Genomic DNA, 16,689 nt, shown 5'->3' with positions numbered 1-16,689 from the left:
TTTCCGGTGGAGACATGAGCGCGGCACAAGGAATAGTTCGGCTGACGTTGCTCTTCTGGGGGCTCGTTTCCGCCGGGATGGCGGCGGAGGATTCCCATCCCGTGGGCGCTTTGATCGATGCCGCCAAAAAGGACAATTCGGTCGTCCGCCGCGAGGCCGTAGAGAAGCTGGGCGAAACGGGCGATCCGCGGGTCTTCGATTCGGTCGTCGCCGCCTTGCGCGACGATAACCCGGAGGTTCGGCGGAAAGCCGCGGAGGCATTGGGCGAGCTCAAAGATCCGAGGGCGGTCGAGCCGCTGATCGGCAGCTTGAGGGACGACGACTCGGCGGTTCGATGGGCGGTTGCCGTGGCGCTGGGAGAGATGGACGAGGCGGCCGTCGAGCTTCTCGTCAATGCTCTCAAGGACAGCGAGCCTTCGGTCCGATGGGGAGCGGCGAAGGCGCTCGGAGAAATTAAAAATCCTTCGGCGGTGGAACCGCTGATCGGCGCCTTGTTCGACAGCGACGCGCTGGTTCGCCGCGAAGCCGTGGAATCGCTCGGGAATCTTCGCGACCCCCGCGCGGTGGAACCGCTGGCGGAAGCCTTGAAAGACGCCGAACCCTCGGTCCAGTGGGATGCCGCGGTCGCGCTCGGACGCTTGAACGACGCTCGGGCAGTCGAATCCTTGATCGCAGCGCTCAAGGACAGCGAAGTGGGGTTCCGGGCAAAGCTTACGGAAGCGCTGGCGGCGATCGGTCCGTCCGCAGCGGAGGCTCTGGTAGCGGCGCTGCGGAACAACGATCCGGGCGTCCGGTCCGGGGTGACGGACGCCCTGGCAAACATCGGCCGGCCGGCTGTCGACTCCCTGATAGCGGGATTTACGGACGACGACAGCGAGTTTCGGCGGGCGGTCAGGGAAGCGTTGCTGACGATAGGGCCCGGTGCGACCGTCCCCTTGATAGCCGCATTGGAAAATCCGGATTGGCGAATTCGCCACGGAGCCGCAGCAGCGCTCCGGAAGGCCAAGGACTCGCGCGCGGCGGATGCGATCTCCGCAAGAATCAAGGGTGTCGCTTCGCTGGCCGAAACCTACGGCGAACAGATCGAAAAAGGCGAGTCCGGAACCGAGGACCGGCTTATCGATGCTTTGAGCTTGCTGGGGAATCCGCGGATGGCCGCGGATTTCGTCCACTGCGGAAATCCGATGCTGGAAGCGGCCGGGCGCCGATGGTCCGAGGATCACGGCCGCCCGGTCCCGAATTTATCGGAGAAGAGGAAAGGACCCCGCTGGGGCGAGCAGCAAACCGTCCTCTAATTGCGTAGCTCCGACGCTGCCTTTCTTCTTCCATTCGGCATTCGAGGCCTGGAGCCTACGACTTATAGGATGCGCTGACGAAGGAAGCGCATCAATCGCGAACGATGCACTTCCAATCGCAAATGGTATCTCTGGGAGCATCAGAGCTGCCCTTCCAATCGCAAACGGACCTTTAGTCGGTCCCTTCCAATCGCAAACGGCATCTCCGGGAGCACCGGAGCCGCCCTTCCAATCGCAAACGGTTGCTTTAGTCGCAACCCTTCCAATCGCAAACGGTCGCTTTAGTCGCAACCCTTCCAATCGCAAACGGTCGCTTTAGTCGCAACCCTTCCTTCGTCAGCGCATCCTATGTAATGGCGCCCTAACCGTTGCCTTTCCTTAATCGTGCGCTGCCAGCGGATGATGCGCCACTTCCTCCTGTGCGATGACTTCGGCCGGCGTGGGCGATCCTTCGATGGCGCGCTTGATCGACAGCTTGGTCGCCTCGTAATTCCAGTCCTGAATCTTGTCGTCGTCGTCGGCTTCCCAATGGATGAAGACGCCGACACAGATGAACGTGTTCTCGGCTTCATCCATCGGGATGATGCCGTCCCTGACGCTGTCCACCACGGCCTTGGCAATGCCGCGCTGCGCCGGCCCGAACATCTGGGTCGCCTGCTTCTCGTTCTTGATTTCGACTTTGTTGAACAACACCGTGTGGGGTTTTGCCATGAGATTGGGAGCGACCAGCGCCAGCAGCGCATTGTCGCCCCGCTTCTGGTTCGTCAAAGCGATGCAGAATGCGGTCTCCGCATTACTGCCACGCGGTCCCATTATCAGATCGATATGCGCGACCTCTTTGCCTTCTCCCACCAAGGCTTCGCCCACCAGCACTCGATCGATTTTCGGCACTTGCATTTGCATGGTAATCCCTCCTTTGAATGCGCTTATCGGCGGAACAAACGTCCGGTTCCGAGCGCAAAGTCGCCGAAGCGTCTGCACCCGGTTTGTCACCCTTAGATCACGAGTCGGGCGGAATCGTTGCAGGTTCTTATTGAAATGGCGGCAAGCCGGGAAGGCTGTGTTCTACCCATCCTGCGCGGTTCTTAATCGCTCAAGATGCCCTCGACGCGTCTCCCGTGAGCGTACGTTTGGTAGTCCCGGAGACGGAATCCCCGCCGATGATCACCGGCCTCGAGATAAGAAAGTCGTACTCACCGATTCGGCATTGCTTCCGCCGTCTGTAAGGCCGTCATCGAGTGGCGTTTCCTCGGGTTCTACACAGTCGGCCAGGAATATTTCATCGAAGTTGTCGCTATTGCCCCCGGTCAGGTCGGACCTCGACACGAAGGCGATGCGTCTCCCGTCGAAACTGATCGAAGGACTGATACTGCTGCCCGCCGCGGCATCGGTGACCGGCGTAAAGGCGCCGGTAGTGATATCGAATAAGACGATTTCGAGACTGCCGTCGGGGTTGGTCCCGGTTAAATCCCGGCCGGACACAAAGGCGATACGGGCGCCGTCGCCACTAATCGATGCGGAGTAGTTCTCGAGGAGAGGGTCGCCCTCGGTGGAATAGGTGATCTGCGTGAGTACGCCTGCGGTCGCGTCGAACAGGAAGATCTCGTCGTTGCCGTCGGTGTTGCCGCCCGTCAGGTCCTGGTTGGAGTGAAAGGCAATGCGGGTACCGTCGGCATTGATGGATGGAGCGAAGTTGCCGATTCCGGCCGCGCTTGCGATGGAGTTGGTGAGCTGCGTCGTGGCGTTGGTCGCTGTGTCGAACAGGAATATCTCCCGGTTGAAGTCGGGATTCCCGCCGGTCAGGTCCTCATCGGATTCGAAGGCGATGCGGGTGCCGTTTGCGCTGATCGACGCATTGAAGCTGCCGGCCCTGGCGGGGGAATTGGTGATCTGAGTGGTGCTATTGGCCGCCGTGTCGACCAGGTCTATTTCGAAGTTGCCGTTGGGGTTCTGACCGGTTGGATTCGCATTGGATTCGAAGGCGATACGGGTGCCGTCGGCGTTGATCGATGGCAGGTAGGCCTGGCCGACCCCGGCGTTTTCGGTGAGCTGCGTGAAGGCGCCCGCCGTGGCGTCGAACACAAAGATCTCTCTGTTCAGCTCCGGGTTCTGCCCGGTCAAATCCGCGGTCGACTCGAAGGCGATGCGGGTACCGTCCGCGTTCAGAGAGGGAGCATGGTTGGCCGGCGCTGATCCGCTCGTCGTATTGGTAATCTGGGTGATGGTGTTCGTATTCGTATCGAACAGGAAGAGCTCGAAATTGCGGTCAGCATTGCCTCCCGTCAGGTCCGCGTCGAGATGAAAGGCGATGCGGCTGCCGTCGGCGCTGATGGATGCATTGTTTTGTTGGATGATGGCTCCGAATGTGTTCCCGTCGGTGAGCTGCGTGATGCCGCAGGTCAATTGGGCGAGCGCCGTCTGCGACCAGATCCCCATCAACGGCAGGGCGACCGACAAGCCTGCACGGAGATGTTTCTTCGCTCTGCCCGTTCCCTGCTCGTTATTCCTTAACGCCTTCATGATTCCCTCCTTCCTCAAAGGTGAATCCTTTCAATTCGAGAACAATTTATTTACGGTAGTTCCTCATTTTTGTGACAAGTTTGGGGCTGGGGTAAGCAAAAGGCGGTTGTCGCTCTCATTGACACGCGGGGACATCCGGCGAGATCGCGTAGGATGGGTAGAGCGTAGCGAAACCCATCATTCCAGAATTGTGATACACCATAGACGATTCTAAAGACTCCGAGTAAACCATGACCGACTATCGCCGTTTCCGTGTCGAGGGAGGTACATATTTCTTTACGGTTAACCTCGCAGAGCGGCATCGCAAGCTGTTGACGGACCATATTGGTGCCTTGCGCGAAGCTTTTCGTGTGGTCAAAGGAGCGCATCCATTCACGATCGACGCGGTAGTGATTTTGCCGGACCACCTCCATACGATTTGGACCCTGCCAAAGAGCGAACAGGATTTCAGCCTACGCTGGCGGCAACTTAAATCAGCCCTTTCCAGAGAGATTGAAAAGGGAGAACGCATTTCCAAAAGTCGTTCCCGTAAGGGTGAACGCGGAGTATGGCAACGCCGATTTTGGGAACACGTCATCCGCGACGAAGAAGATTTCGCGTGGCACGTCGATTACATTCACCATAATCCCGTGAAACACGGATATGTAAAGGCAGTGTCAAACTGGCCGTATTCTTCATTTCATCGGTATGTCCGATTGGGTATTTACTCGAAGGATTGGGCGGGTCCGGAAATGGGGGATCTGGATTTCGAATAGGCTCTGGGATGATGGGTTTCGCTTCGCTCTACCCATCCTACGAGGGCTATGGGCTACAAGTTGTATTCGCGTAATCAATTAGCTCGGCAATTACGTAGGACTTCCAAACAATGCCAAGATCGGACTCTGGATTTATACGGCCACTATAGATGCCTAACAGCTGACAAACCGGACTGATGACACTGGTAGAGTTCTCGTGGGTAATAATCCCGCCGCCATTCCGATAAAGAATGACAGGAGAACCAGATTGGCCTTTCCGAGTTCGGCAGTCAATTAGAAAGACCGGTAAACCGTTATGATTGATTTCTGGCTCTGATGCGACAAAGCCCGTAGCCCATACTGCGAATGAAGGTCCTGTCCGCATGCCAAAGGGAAAACCTACAACACTGACCATTTGTGCTGGCTCAATATCTAAGTGAGTCTCATAACGCGTTTTATACGGATACAACGCTACGCCGTCTGATTCGGATACCGGAAGGGCAACGACGTCAGCTTTAGCGCCTAGAGTTGGATGTTCGATCCAACGCGGAGTATCGCCATTGTAGAGCGGTTCTTTTACCTTTACGAATTCGCCCAAGCCGGATTTGGAATTGTGTGAGATGACGAGAGTATCAGGTATAGCACCTGTGGTTGAAAGAAGTTCTCCGGAATCTTGGTTTCGGCCTGTGACGTTGTGACGATTCGTAATGAGGAATGGCACTCCAGCAGCACCTATGACTACGAAGCTGCTACCCGATGCAATGGTATTGCCAAGTACCTGCATTTCAATATACAGCGACTGAAACGATGGCTGTGAAATACGGAAAGGCATACTGCATCTTATTTCAAGTTAAGCCCATGTAGGATGGGTAGAGCGAAGCGAAACCCATCAACCAGCTACCGCCCCCGCATCAACCTTTCATAATCCCCCTTGCTCAAAACATACAACGGACTCGCCGACACCCTGACAGCCGCCTTGCCGTCCTTATCGACCGCAAGATTTTCAGCATGTCCCACCACGTCTACCACAACCCAAGCCTTGCCCGGATCGAGCTTTAGCGGCCAATCGCTCGCCTGCTCGTCCGTCCGCCAGATCATGAAGGTTTCGCCGAAATAGGCGGCCTGGATGTTGGCGTCTTGGGTGTCCACGGCCTTGTAGGGCAAGCCGTCGATCAGGGCGCCGGCGGTGTAGAGAGCCGCCTCGGCGGGTTTGTGACCCATGGAGTAGTCCCAGAGGCGGCCGTAGCCCCAGTCGTATTCGTGGCCGAGGCAGAAGGCCAGCCCCAAGTAGTCGCTGCGGCTGTTGGCCCAGGCGATCATCTTCGCGGCCTGTTCCGCCTGCCAGCGGCGGCCGGTGAAACCATGGGCGGTCTTGGCGCCGGCTTCGCCCAGCCAGAACGGCAGGGTGTTCTTGCGTCCGAGACTTTCGTAAGCCGAGAGAACGCCGCGTTCGTCTTCGGTGGAGCCGTTGCCGATAGGATGGCCGAAGCGGGGCGGGCGTTGCGGATAGGCGTGGACGTCCCAGGCGTCCTGGTACTTGTCGAGGCCGAGCTTGAGCACTTCGGCGAACCACTTTCCCGAACTCAAGCCCCCGGCATAGCCTCCGTCATCCGTCGTATCGCCGGGGCGCACCAGGCTGCCGCCGACGTAATGGCCGTCCTTCCGGGGCCCGTGTACCGCTTCGTACTCCCACTTAGCCCGCTCGACCCAATGGGCGGGGGCGCGCAGTTTTTGCCATTCCCCTTCGCGGCGGATGTCGATTTCGTTGGTCGCTTTGAAGAAGCGGGTATAGGCCGAGGCCTTTTCGATGAAGGCGCGCCCGTCTTCCGGTTTGTCGTTGAGCCAGTGGCTGTCGCCCGAGGTGTCGCCGAAGAAGACCAGTCCGCGCGACTTGGCGCGCTCCCACTTCGCCTGGTGTTCCGGCGGGAATCCGGGATAGGAGCCGTAGCTCTTGTAGATGCCCGTGCGCTCCAGCCAGGCGAAGTATCCGCCCTCCTGGCGGAAGCCTTTGTCGCCGTCGAAGAAGGCGTAATAGTCGTTGTTCCAGAGCTTTTTCTTGTCCAGCCGTTCCTTTTGGGCGGCGTTTCCGCGAACCACGGTGAAGCCGTCGGCGGGATAGGCCATGATGAGCCTGCCGTCGGGCGTGTGCAGGGAGGGGTAGACGGCGTAATAACCCGTTTTGGGCGTTTTTCCGAAATCGAGCGTGGCCTCGCCGGGGAAGAGACCATCGATCTCTTTCACGGCGACCTCGTTGCCCCGGTAATCCGTCATCCTGAGGCGCAGCTTGGCGCGGAAGCGGGGCAGGGGGGCCGATAGATCACTTTCCTCCAGAATCGGATGCCAGCGGATATCGGCGCGCAGCTTGAGCGGTTCGCCCGGGCGGGGCAGATTGGCAGGCGCGTCGGCGTAGACGAGCGGCCTGAGTTTCGCGGCTATCGTATTGAGCGCCAAATCGGCGTTCGGATCGGCGAGCTGCGTCTTGATCGAATCGAGCGGACTTCCGGACTCATCGGTAAATCGAGCGGCAAAGAAGAAGCTTTCGCCTTTATCGTGCTGCATCGCCAGCTTGACCAACAGACGATGCCACCCCGGCGCAAGCGCCAAGGGCGCGGCCTGTGAAGGCTCGGCGCGTTCCGGCAGGGCAGTGACCGCAAGACCCTCGGTGGTGAATCCCTGTAGCGCATTCTTGGCGGGTTCGCCCGGAACCGGGAAGTCGGCCGGCGGGTTCGGATCGTCGGCGAAGGAGAGGGGCTGCCCGTCCAGCCATCCGGCGGTTCTGATCCCGGACTGGCGCAATTTCAGCAGCGCCTGGGTCGGCTGGTCGACGTGAAGATAGAGCTGAGCGTAGCCGGTTCCGCGCGACCAGCCGTAGGAGTGATCGGTGGCGGGCTCGATGACGGTGACGCCATTGGCTGCGGCCGGAGCCTTTTGCCAGGTCTTTATCTTGCCGCCCATCATGGCGGTGCTGAGGTAGGGCTGGCCGGGATTCGGACGCAGCACGGTTTCGCTATCGAGGCCGTAAATCGAAACGCCCGCAAGGCCATCCTGCAATCCGCCCACCAGCCAGGCTTCGGGCACGCCGTTATGGAGCGTGGTAGGCGCGTCTGATGTGACGGCCGGGATTGTGAGCATCGTGCCCGCGTGTTCCGGATCGGCGAGAAATTTCGCCACGGCCGCTTCGTTTTTCGGCGAGGCGAGGGCGCCGAGCACGGTGTAGTTGTTGTCGGTTACGAGCGCGGCGGGCAGCGCGGGCAGATTGAGGCGCCGTGCCATGTCCTCGGCTTCGGGCCCGATCGAATAGTTCACCCGGAGCTTTTGAACCCGCTGGCGTGCGGCATCGGCCGCCAATCCCCGGAACAAAATTTCGCCATGATCGCCCTTGCCGTCGAGCACGTAGAGCTGTCCGCTAGGATCGGACACACTCTTCGTCCGCGCCAGAAAGCGGTTTCGGGCTTCCGCCGCCGAGGCGCTCATCCAGTCGCCGAGCGGCGTTTCCATCTTGAGGAGAAAGGCATCGAAAACCTTCGCGCCGTCGGCTTTACCCGCGTTTTCTATTTGCAGCACCTTGTCGCCCGGCAAGATGGCCACGGTGGCAGCGCCTTTCACCCACTGGTATTCCCAGGGCGAGGTGTTGGTCACTACGAATTCGCCGCGAGCGGCCAGTGCATTCGGATCGGCGCCGGCTTTTACGGTGAAGGTCTGGGCGACCTGCGACACTTCGCCGCCGCTCTTGTACCTTGCGAAGAAGCGATAGAGGCCGGGCGGAACGGCGGGATCGAGGCTGAACCTAAAGCTCGCGCCCCAAGCGCCGAAGCCTTGATGAAAAACCTGGACTTCGTCTTTTTCGGTCAGGATCGAGCCCGCGCCTTCGAGTCCCGCAGCGGTTCCGGGATGGACCCGAATCGCGGGATCTTTGCCCGCCGACATCCAAAGCGGCGTTTTGCCCAATTCCAGAAGAACCGCCGGAAGTTCGTTAGTGCCTTGTTCCGGAAGCGCCGTCGGCGACTCTGGGCCGCCGAGCAGAAAAGCGTCGAAAATCTTGGCGTCGTGGCCGGCTCCGCTGTCGCGGATTTCGATTACGGTATCGTCGGCCTTGAGCGTCAGCGGGGTTTCCGCGCCGATCCAGGCGTATTCCCAGCCCTTGGGTTTCAGCTTCACGACCGCGCGTTGTTCGAGCTTCGAGGCATCGGGTCCCGCCCAAATCTCGAAGGTCTGCACGCAAACCTCCGGTTCGCCGCCTTGCCGCCAGCGCGCCCAAAAGGTGTAGGGGCTCGCGTTCGCCCGGGGTTCCAGTTTGAATCGGAAAGCGACACTCCACGAGCCGAATCCCGGATGCAGCGAACTGATATCATCCGGACCGGTTTGAATCGAGGCGTCTCCTTCGTGCGCACTGACATCGCCCTTATAAACACGCGTCGCATTGTCCTGGGCTGCGGCCGACGGCGGCTGGCTGCCGAGTTCGAGCAGCAGAGCAGGATTCTCGGCGCTGCCCGGAACCGGCAATCCCGAGAGTTCGGCGCCGGTAGCCAAAGTCAGCCAGGTTGCCGCCGCAATGGCAAATCCGCCCTTCGAAAAAAAATGCTTTGTCATTCGATTCACCTTGCAGAATACGCCGCTGCGCAGGAAGTCGCTCGTGGGGCGAACACGCCATTCAACACGACCGGACGATAAATCCCTATCATAAGGGAGGTCACAAGAGTGTTACGGCATCGTCGAGGTCGGTTTGCGAACCCAACGATGCGGCAATGATTGATTTGAAGCGGATGAGATTCGAAAAGTTATTCTCGCTGAAATACCTGATCCCCATAGGGTTCGTGGTCGTTCTGGTTCCCTTGCTGTTTGCCGTGATGTATGCGGCCTTCGCCATGCGCGACATCGCGCGGCTGGAGCAAAGAACCTTTTATCAGATCGTCGAGCAGGTGAAAACCGCCCGCTCGGCGCTACAAATGGTTTCCGATATCGAGCGAAAAGCCAAGCTCTTCGTCATTTTGGCGCATCCGGCCTTGCGCCAGCCCTATGAGCGGCAGTCTTACGAAACCGTTCGGAACTCCCTGAGGGAGGCCTTGGGCGAACTGCTGAAAATGGGCGTGGACGAAAAAGTCGCGCTTTCGATCAACCGGTTGTCGGAGCAAGAGCGCTTGGTTTACGAGCAAATCATCAGCTCCGACACCGGCGATCGCGTCGCCCTGCCCGACGACCAGGCATTTCAAGGTTTGCATGCGGCGGCTAATGCTTTGTGGCAGGAAATCTCGGAACAGGTCGACCGGGAGGCGAAACAGCTCTACGCACAGTCGAGATCGGTTCAGCAGGATCTGGTGATCAAGGCAGGATTTCTCTTGCCTACTTCGGTTGCCGTCATCCTGTTCTTGCTGACCTTGCTCAGCCGCTCGGTCCGGCAGTTGGACGAAGCGATCCGAAGGCTGACGGCGCGGGATTTCGGAAAGCCTATCAGCGTGGCGGGGCCGCAAGATCTTCGGTATCTCGGCGATCAATTGGAATTGTTGCGGACGCGCCTGCGCTCGCTCGAAGAGTCGAAACGGCAGTTGATGGATAATGTGTCGATCGAGATCGAGACGCCGCTGGCCCGGATCGTCGAAAGCGCGGAACAGCTCGAGATGATGAGTGACGAAGCCGGTCCTGAACAGCGCGAAATCGGCCGGACGCTGACCACGAACATTCAAAAGCTGCAAGAGTTGTTGGCGGAGCTGACCCGCTACAACCGGCTTCACGAGGAACCGGAACAGAATGTCGCCGAAAGCGTTAAGATGCAGGATCTGTTAAGGTCCGTCATCGCGGATCACCGGCCTCGCCTGCAAGCGAAGTCCTTGACGGTCAAGGAATTGGTCCAGCCGGTCGAGGTGTCCGGCGATCGGGACCAGCTACAAACCATTATTGACAACCTGATTTCCAATGCCGTGAGCTACTCGCCCGTAGGCGGCGAAATTCGAATCATTCTCCGCGCCGTGGGGGGCAACATGGAGCTGGAGGTCGAAGACGACGGGCCCGGTATCGACGAAGAGGAAAGCAAGCATGTATTCGAACCGTTTTACCGGGGCAAGGCCGCGTCCAGCCTCGCCACCGAAGGTACCGGAATGGGATTGGCCATCGCCAGCGAGTGCGTCGCCAATCAGCGCGGAAAGATCGAGGTTCTCGAACCGCGGCAGGACAAACAAGGCGCTCGCATCCGGGTTCAATTACCGCTGGTCGAGGCTGCCTGAATGAACATGCTTGTCCGCAGTACAGTTTTAATGGGGCTCTCGGTGTTGGCCGGCTGCGCGGAATTCTACCCGGACCGCTACCGGGCTTCGTATTACACACCTTCCCACGATGCCTATTCGCGATCGGATATCGACGAACTGCTGGGCTTCGGCGCCGCGTTCGCCAATAAAACCGCCGCATCTCGCGCCGAGGAATGCCGGCGGATGCTCAAGCATTACCGGCAAAATCCGGACGTCGGCGTGCGCTTGCACCTTCTGATTGCGCGAACGCTTTCCGAAGCCTGCGGCGACACGACCAAGATCTTGGCGTCCGTGGGGGCCATACCCCCCGAGCGGATGCCGGACGGAAGGGTACAGAACCTGGTTGCCATTCAAATGGAGACTCTGAAGCGGGCCGGGAGTCTGTCGAGAAAAGCGGTAGCCGCGGAACGAAAACCGGACCGCAAACAGGCGACGGTTTGTGCCCCGGACTCGAAGACGGTCGATAAGACCAATCCCCCGACCGACGAGGCGAAAATTCTTCGGGAGAAACTGGAAGCCATCAGGGCCATCGAGAAGAGCATGGACGCGCCGACGATCGACACCGAGGGTGGCGAGGGGGGAGGGAAGTAGCCAGGGGCTTTGCCGTACCCCTCGGGCACTGCGCTGTTCGCCGGCTCCCTGCTGGCCGGTGCAGCGCCTTGACACCCTTGCGACAAAGGCGTGCGAGAAATGTGGGCTAATAGTAGGTCGGCAACCCCTTGCCGACGAAGCCGTTTTTCCGACGGTTGCGTCGGGAAAGGATTCCCGACCTACTCTCCCTTGGACCGCTAAACCGGACCGGAAAGTATTGTAAGGCCGTAACCCGCCGAGCGGCCTAGCCTTTGCCGCCGACAAGCGCATCGATCTTCGCAAGCAGCCTTCCGAGCGGGGTGCGGCTGAGCGCCAGGCCGAGGCAAACGCCGATGCCGTTGGCGACCATGTCGACCGGATCGAATGTACGCACGTTGCTGAGTCCTTGAAGAAATTCCAGTCCGATCCCCAGGAAAAGGAGAAACAGCGGCCAGCGCCAACGGGGCAGGAAGGCCTGTCGAAACCAGTACGTCAGCGAGGCATACGCCAAGGCATGTTGCGCCTTGTCCCAAGCGAGCAACGGCGTGGGCGGCTGAGGCGGTTCCGGCGTCAGGCTCAGCCAGACCACGACGGCGACCATCAGCCAGCCGATGCCTTGCCAGAGGCGGGGAAGGTGTAAGGGGCGGCGTGCTTCGCCGCTGGCCGGAGGTCTATGTTTGCGACGCCCGACCGTTTTCCGAAGTCCTGTTCCCATGCAGATGAATGCTTTCCTGGAGTTAAACGGCGGATTCTAGCAATTCTGCGGACGCGGAACTTGCTGGACATTTCGAATAGGGACGTCTCCGTCGGCTGGTTGCACAGGCTGAGGTGGAGGCACCGGAGGCGGCGATCGAAGCGCCACCTAGCGAAGCCGCTGCTCTTTCAGAACGATAAAACGATCTCAGCGTGCCGCGATCGCCGCCGCTTCCTCGGGAAAGATTTCGCGCATGATGCGCTCCGCCGAAGCGGTGTAGTCGTGCCGGGTCGAGACCGGTTCCCAGGGAAGCCCGTCCAGCAGGGTCCGCAAAACCAGCCGGACGTTGTTCTCCAGGTCGCCGATCCCCATGTTCCGGTAAGGGAAGTTGAAGGTTTCGAACATGAGTTCGCCGTAATGCAATGCCCAGAAACCGTAGACCAGGTCCTGCGGCGCCATGGTCCCCGGCAGCTTCAAGTCGCCGTTTTCGATGGCTTCGTCGATGACGATGACGACCCGGTCGATCACGTCCTTCATGAGCTCGTTTTGAGCCGCGTGGCTCTCCGGCGAGATTTTTTCCCGGACGCCGGCGGACTTGACCGTGTAAATGCTTTCGTATTCCACCGGGTACAGCTTGGCGTAGAAGTGGTGGGCCAGGTGTATGGCCAGCAGCCGTTCGCGGCTGTTGCCGCGGAGCTTCAGCGCGCGATCGAAAAAGTCGCGCCAGGTTCGGAGTCCGCGTATGCAAAGGTGCATCAGCACCTCCTCCTTGCACTGGAAGTGCTGGTAAATGGTGCCCTTGGAGTACTCGGTCAACTCCGCTATCCGGTCCATCCCGAAGTTGCTGAAGCCCTGTTCGGCGATCAGCTTCGCCGATATGTCCAAAATTAACTCCTTCCGGGCGATGATTTCACGTTGCTTTCGGGTTAATTTCGTCATGATTTTGACGGTATGGATAAATTTTGACGAAACGTCAATTGTTATGCTGTAATCTGAGCCGTAGCTTGGGCGAAGAACTCGCTGTGACCCAAGCAGCGTACCCGGTAAGAAGGCTGGATTTCAATGAGGCGATTCCGATGCATCGTTCCCCGTTCGTTCGGCTGATCTCGATTTTTGCAGTTCTGGTGCTAGTCCATTCCCCCGTCTGGTCTCAGAACAGTCCTCCGGCCGAGCGGGCGTCGACGGGTGAAAGTCCTGATCTTAAGACGCTCGCAGTGCTGGACTTGGAACTCACCGGCGATCTCGGCGACAGCACGCGGGAGGCCGAGTGGAGCAGGCGGCTCGCTGTCATGACCGAGGTTTTGCGGGACGATCTGAGCCGCAGCGGGTTGTACCGGGTGGTGGATCATGGGCCGGCTCCCGAACTCGTCGCCGAGCTGAAGTCGGCCCGCTATCTGCATGCCTGCAACGGCTGCGAGCTGGACATCGCCCGGCGGCTCGGCGCCGAGCGGGTTCTCGTCGGATGGGTGTTCCGAATGAGCAATCTGGTCCTCAGCCTGCACATCCAAATCCGCGACGTCGCCACGGGGCAAACCCTGATCAACCGCGCCTTCGATTTTCGGGGTGACAAGGACGAATCCTGGCGCCGGGCCATAGCCTATTTCGTCCAAGACCTGCGGGAAAGGCCGCCAAGAAGGCAATAGCTGTCCGCCTTGGGCTTTCCGGTCCAACTTCCGGAGAAAGCAAGCATGCTCGAAAAGCTGAATGTGACGAAAGCGATCGATGTGCCCGGCCACGAAGTTTGAACAGCGATCAGCGGCATCGAGCAGGATTTACGATAGGAGCATAGTCATGTCTGTCTTAAGCAAGATCATTTCAGTCCTTACTCTCGCGATCCTCGTTTCCCTTCCGGTACGCGCGAATTCCAGTATTGGGGTTCTGGATTTCGAGTTGAACGATGTCACCTCGAATCCGGGCGTTGCCGAAGAAGTGGAAAGAACGGCCTCGCTGAAACGGTTACTGGAGGAACATTTGAGTGGCAAGGGCTATCGCATCGATGCGACCGACCCGGCCGCTCAAGCCGCCGCCACCAAGGGGTTCGGATACCTCTGGGATCATTCGGACGAAGCGGCGGAGCTCGGGAAAAATAGCGGGAGCGAGTTCGTCGTGGTCGGACGGTTGCACAAGCCGAGTTTCCTGTTCGTCTATCTCATGGCGCATTTGATCGATACCAAGACCGGCAATGTCGTCGGCGACTTCATCGTCGAGGTCAAGGGCCAACAGCAGAACTTCACCGCCAAGGGCATCGAGAACCTGGCTCGGCAGATCGATACGAGACTCAAGACGGTTAGCGGGTCGTAAGCCCCGGCGGGCTGCGAAAGGTTGTGCAACGCCGGGCGGTTTCCGGTCACCCGCGCAACCCCTTTGGTACCAGCCGGCGTTCGGCGAGCTCGAAGACGCCCTCGATCAATAGCGCAAGCAGGGCCGCAGGGACAGCCCCTTGGAGGATCAATCCCGTATCGTCCAGGCGAATGCCCGTGAGAATCGGCTGCCCATATCCTCCCGCACCGATCAGCGCGCCAAGGGTCGCCATGCCGACGTTGATCACGGCAGCCGTCCTGACTCCGGAGATGATGGTGCGCAAGGCCAGGGGCAACTCCACCAGTCGTAGCCGGGCGAAGCGGGGGAGGCCGAGCGCATCGGCCGATTCGAGCAGCGGACCGGGAATGTTCTGAAGCCCGGTACAGGTATTGCGCACGATGGGCAGGAGGCTGTACAGGAACAGAGCGGTGATGGCCGGCCAGGCTCCGATTCCGAGCAGCGGGATCATGAACACGAGGAGCGCCAGCGACGGTATCGTTTGAAGAATCCCGGTGGCTCCAAGTACCAGCCTTCCCAGGCGCGGTCTACGCGCGCACAGAATACCCAGCGGAATGGCCACGAGGATGGCGGCGGCCAGCGAGATTGCGACCAGAGAGAGATGTTCGAGCGTGTGGCGCCACAGGCTGGCAGCCAAGCCCTCGACCTCGCCGTCGGACGCGATGGCTAGCCGTTTCCGCAGGAAGTCGGCGGCCACCTTGCGCTCCGATACCTTGCCGAGCTTGGCCGCCGCGTTCATGGCGGTCATCTCTTTCTCCGAAATCCGGCCTTCCAGTTGCCGGAGTACCGGAAGGACGGCCGGCAGGCGTTCGGCGAGGTCGGCCCGGTAAAGAAACACGGCGCGATAGTCGGGGAAATAGCCTCGGTCATCCTCTAGCACCCGGAGCGAGTAGTATTGAATCTCCGCGTCGGTGGTATAGAGGTCGGTCACATCCAGGCGGCCGCCGGCAAGGCCGCGATAGGCGAGCCCATGATCCAGACCCACGACCGCTTGCTGGGGTAAGCGGTAGGCTCGTTTGAGCCCGGGCCATCCATCCGCCCTAGCCATGAATTCGTTGCTGAAACCGAACTTGAGCTCCGGGTGGTCGCGCAGCTCGGAGATGGTGGTGATTCCCAAGCGGTCCGCGCGAGCGGTCATCATCCCGAGGGCATAGGTGTTGTTGAATCCGAGCGGCTCGGTCATCGACACGCCCTGTTCCGCCAGGACCCTGCGCAGCGTCGCCAGGTCCCGCTTCCCTTGTAGCCGGCCGCCCAGAACCTCCTCGATCAGAGTCCCGGTATATTCGGGATAGAGGTCGATCTCGCCATCGATCAAAGCCTGCCAAAGGAACCGGGTCCCGCCGAGCTGCTTTCGGTGTTGCACGTCGATCCTCGCGCTTTCGAGGATCTGGGCGGCGATCTCGCCGAGGATCACCGATTCCGTGAACTCCTTGGAACCCACGGCCACACCTGTCGTCTCCCCGGCTTCAGGAGCCGAGCCGTAACCGATCCACAAGCTCAAGAGCAGGATCAGCCGGTAGATCATGTCGCCCGTTGCACAAGTCCGTCGACCAGGCTGCGCTGCGCCCGCACGAAGCGCGCGACGTACTCGGTGGCCGGCGAATCGATCAAAGCCGTCATCGGCCCTTGCTGTTCGATGGAGCCCTCGCGCAGCAGCACGATCTCGTCGGCAAAATGGCCGGCCTCGCTCAGATCGTGCGTCACCATCAGAACGGTTTTCCCGAGAGCGGTGAACAGCGTCTTGAGATCGGTCTGGAGTTCGTAGCGGATCAGCGGGTCCAGTGCGCCGAGCGGTTCGTCCAGCAGCAGGATCTCGGGGTCCAGCATCAGCGCCCGCATCAGGGCCACTCGTTGCCGTTCGCCTCCGGAGAGTTGGGACGGGTAGCGGTCGAGCGCTCCCGTAGGCAGGCGGACCAGTTCTGCGAGTTCGATCATCCGCGCCTCTGTTCGCGCGGATGACCAGCCGAGCCGGCCCGGCATCAAGGCCACGTTGCCGCGGGCGGTCAAGTGCGGAAACAGTCCGCCCTCCTGGATGACATAGCCCATTCGGCGGCGCAGTGCCAGAGCCGTCGAGGCGGTGACCGGCGTGCCCATCAACTCGACGGTGCCTCGGTCCGGGAGGACCAGGCCGTTCGCCAGCCGGAGCAGAGTGGATTTGCCGCAGCCGCTCGCGCCGATGATCACCGCCACCTGCCCCTCGGGAATCGAGAGATCGATGTCGCGAAGCACGGCAACGCCGTCATAGCTTTTGGTGACCCGTGACAGTTTGAGCATGCGGCGATAATACCGGTTAATAGCCTGAATTTCGTGGACCCGCC

Annotated in this window: 14 protein-coding genes; 6 read left to right on the top strand and 8 right to left on the bottom strand. The window is 60.0% G+C overall.

Annotation, left to right across the window (positions count from 1 at the left end):
* Window positions 1-14 precede the first annotated feature (14 nt).
* Window positions 15-1,295 (top strand): HEAT repeat domain-containing protein, encoded by a 1,281-nt coding sequence (locus ACR2TX_RS03640; protein ID WP_434110312.1) that lies wholly within the window; start codon window positions 15-17, stop codon window positions 1,293-1,295.
* 378 nt (window positions 1,296-1,673) lie between these two features.
* Here ACR2TX_RS03640 and fae read toward each other — a convergent pair whose 3' ends face one another.
* Both fae and ACR2TX_RS03630 read right to left on the bottom strand, forming a co-directional pair.
* On the bottom strand, window positions 1,674-2,192 hold the full coding sequence (gene fae / locus ACR2TX_RS03635) for a formaldehyde-activating enzyme (RefSeq protein ID WP_077731765.1): 519 nt from the start codon (window positions 2,190-2,192) through the stop codon (window positions 1,674-1,676).
* A gap of 267 nt (window positions 2,193-2,459) precedes the next feature.
* The gene (locus ACR2TX_RS03630) at window positions 2,460-3,815 is read right to left on the bottom strand and encodes a TolB family protein (RefSeq protein WP_434110310.1); all 1,356 of its coding nucleotides are present in this window, start codon (window positions 3,813-3,815) and stop codon (window positions 2,460-2,462) included.
* A gap of 230 nt (window positions 3,816-4,045) precedes the next feature.
* Here ACR2TX_RS03630 and ACR2TX_RS03625 point away from each other — a divergent pair, with 230 nt between their 5' ends.
* Complete coding sequence (locus ACR2TX_RS03625) at window positions 4,046-4,570, top strand: REP-associated tyrosine transposase (RefSeq protein WP_434110308.1); 525 nt, start codon at window positions 4,046-4,048, stop codon at window positions 4,568-4,570.
* A 46-nt stretch (window positions 4,571-4,616) separates the two neighbouring features.
* On the opposite strand, the gene ACR2TX_RS03620 is transcribed toward ACR2TX_RS03625, so the two are convergent.
* Window positions 4,617-5,381, bottom strand: a complete 765-nt coding sequence (locus tag ACR2TX_RS03620; protein ID WP_133717850.1) for a trypsin-like peptidase domain-containing protein — start codon at window positions 5,379-5,381, stop codon at window positions 4,617-4,619.
* A gap of 65 nt (window positions 5,382-5,446) precedes the next feature.
* A complete protein-coding gene (locus tag ACR2TX_RS03615) occupies window positions 5,447-9,139 on the bottom strand; it encodes a hypothetical protein (RefSeq protein WP_434131238.1) in 3,693 nt (1,230 codons plus the stop codon).
* Window positions 9,140-9,294: 155 nt separating this feature from the next.
* Between ACR2TX_RS03615 and ACR2TX_RS03610 the strand changes: the two genes are divergently transcribed.
* A complete protein-coding gene (locus ACR2TX_RS03610; protein WP_240506846.1) occupies window positions 9,295-10,767 on the top strand; it encodes a sensor histidine kinase in 1,473 nt (490 codons plus the stop codon).
* Window positions 10,768-11,379 carry a hypothetical protein gene (locus tag ACR2TX_RS03605; protein ID WP_240506844.1) on the top strand — a complete coding sequence of 204 codons (612 nt, stop codon included), beginning with the start codon at window positions 10,768-10,770 and terminating at the stop codon, window positions 11,377-11,379.
* Window positions 11,380-11,623: 244 nt separating this feature from the next.
* Here the strand turns inward: ACR2TX_RS03605 and ACR2TX_RS03600 are convergent, their stop codons facing one another.
* Together ACR2TX_RS03600 and ACR2TX_RS03595 are read right to left on the bottom strand one after the other, a co-directional pair.
* Window positions 11,624-12,073, bottom strand: a complete 450-nt coding sequence (locus tag ACR2TX_RS03600) for a hypothetical protein (protein WP_077731714.1) — start codon at window positions 12,071-12,073, stop codon at window positions 11,624-11,626.
* 186 nt (window positions 12,074-12,259) lie between these two features.
* Window positions 12,260-12,937: a TetR/AcrR family transcriptional regulator gene (locus ACR2TX_RS03595; RefSeq protein WP_168175482.1), complete on the bottom strand. Its 678-nt coding sequence runs from the start codon at window positions 12,935-12,937 to the stop codon at window positions 12,260-12,262.
* A 77-nt stretch (window positions 12,938-13,014) separates the two neighbouring features.
* Between ACR2TX_RS03595 and ACR2TX_RS03590 the strand changes: the two genes are divergently transcribed.
* Window positions 13,015-13,695: a DUF3280 domain-containing protein gene (locus ACR2TX_RS03590; RefSeq protein ID WP_434131236.1), complete on the top strand. Its 681-nt coding sequence runs from the start codon at window positions 13,015-13,017 to the stop codon at window positions 13,693-13,695.
* Window positions 13,696-13,843: 148 nt separating this feature from the next.
* The gene (locus ACR2TX_RS03585; RefSeq protein WP_133717856.1) at window positions 13,844-14,353 is read left to right on the top strand and encodes a DUF2380 domain-containing protein; all 510 of its coding nucleotides are present in this window, start codon (window positions 13,844-13,846) and stop codon (window positions 14,351-14,353) included.
* A gap of 46 nt (window positions 14,354-14,399) precedes the next feature.
* Here the strand turns inward: ACR2TX_RS03585 and ACR2TX_RS03580 are convergent, their stop codons facing one another.
* Window positions 14,400-15,896, bottom strand: coding sequence for an ABC transporter permease/substrate-binding protein (locus tag ACR2TX_RS03580; protein ID WP_434110301.1), 1,497 nt, complete (start codon window positions 15,894-15,896; stop codon window positions 14,400-14,402).
* Window positions 15,893-16,645: an ATP-binding cassette domain-containing protein gene (locus tag ACR2TX_RS03575; protein WP_156880847.1), complete on the bottom strand. Its 753-nt coding sequence runs from the start codon at window positions 16,643-16,645 to the stop codon at window positions 15,893-15,895. Before ACR2TX_RS03575 ends, ACR2TX_RS03580 begins: the two co-directional genes overlap by 4 nt.
* Window positions 16,646-16,689 lie beyond the last annotated feature (44 nt).

This window comes from Methylocaldum sp. GT1BB (assembly GCF_051027545.1).
In the GTDB taxonomy this organism is placed as follows: domain Bacteria; phylum Pseudomonadota; class Gammaproteobacteria; order Methylococcales; family Methylococcaceae; genus Methylocaldum.
This window is presented reverse-complemented; position numbering and strand designations above follow the sequence as displayed.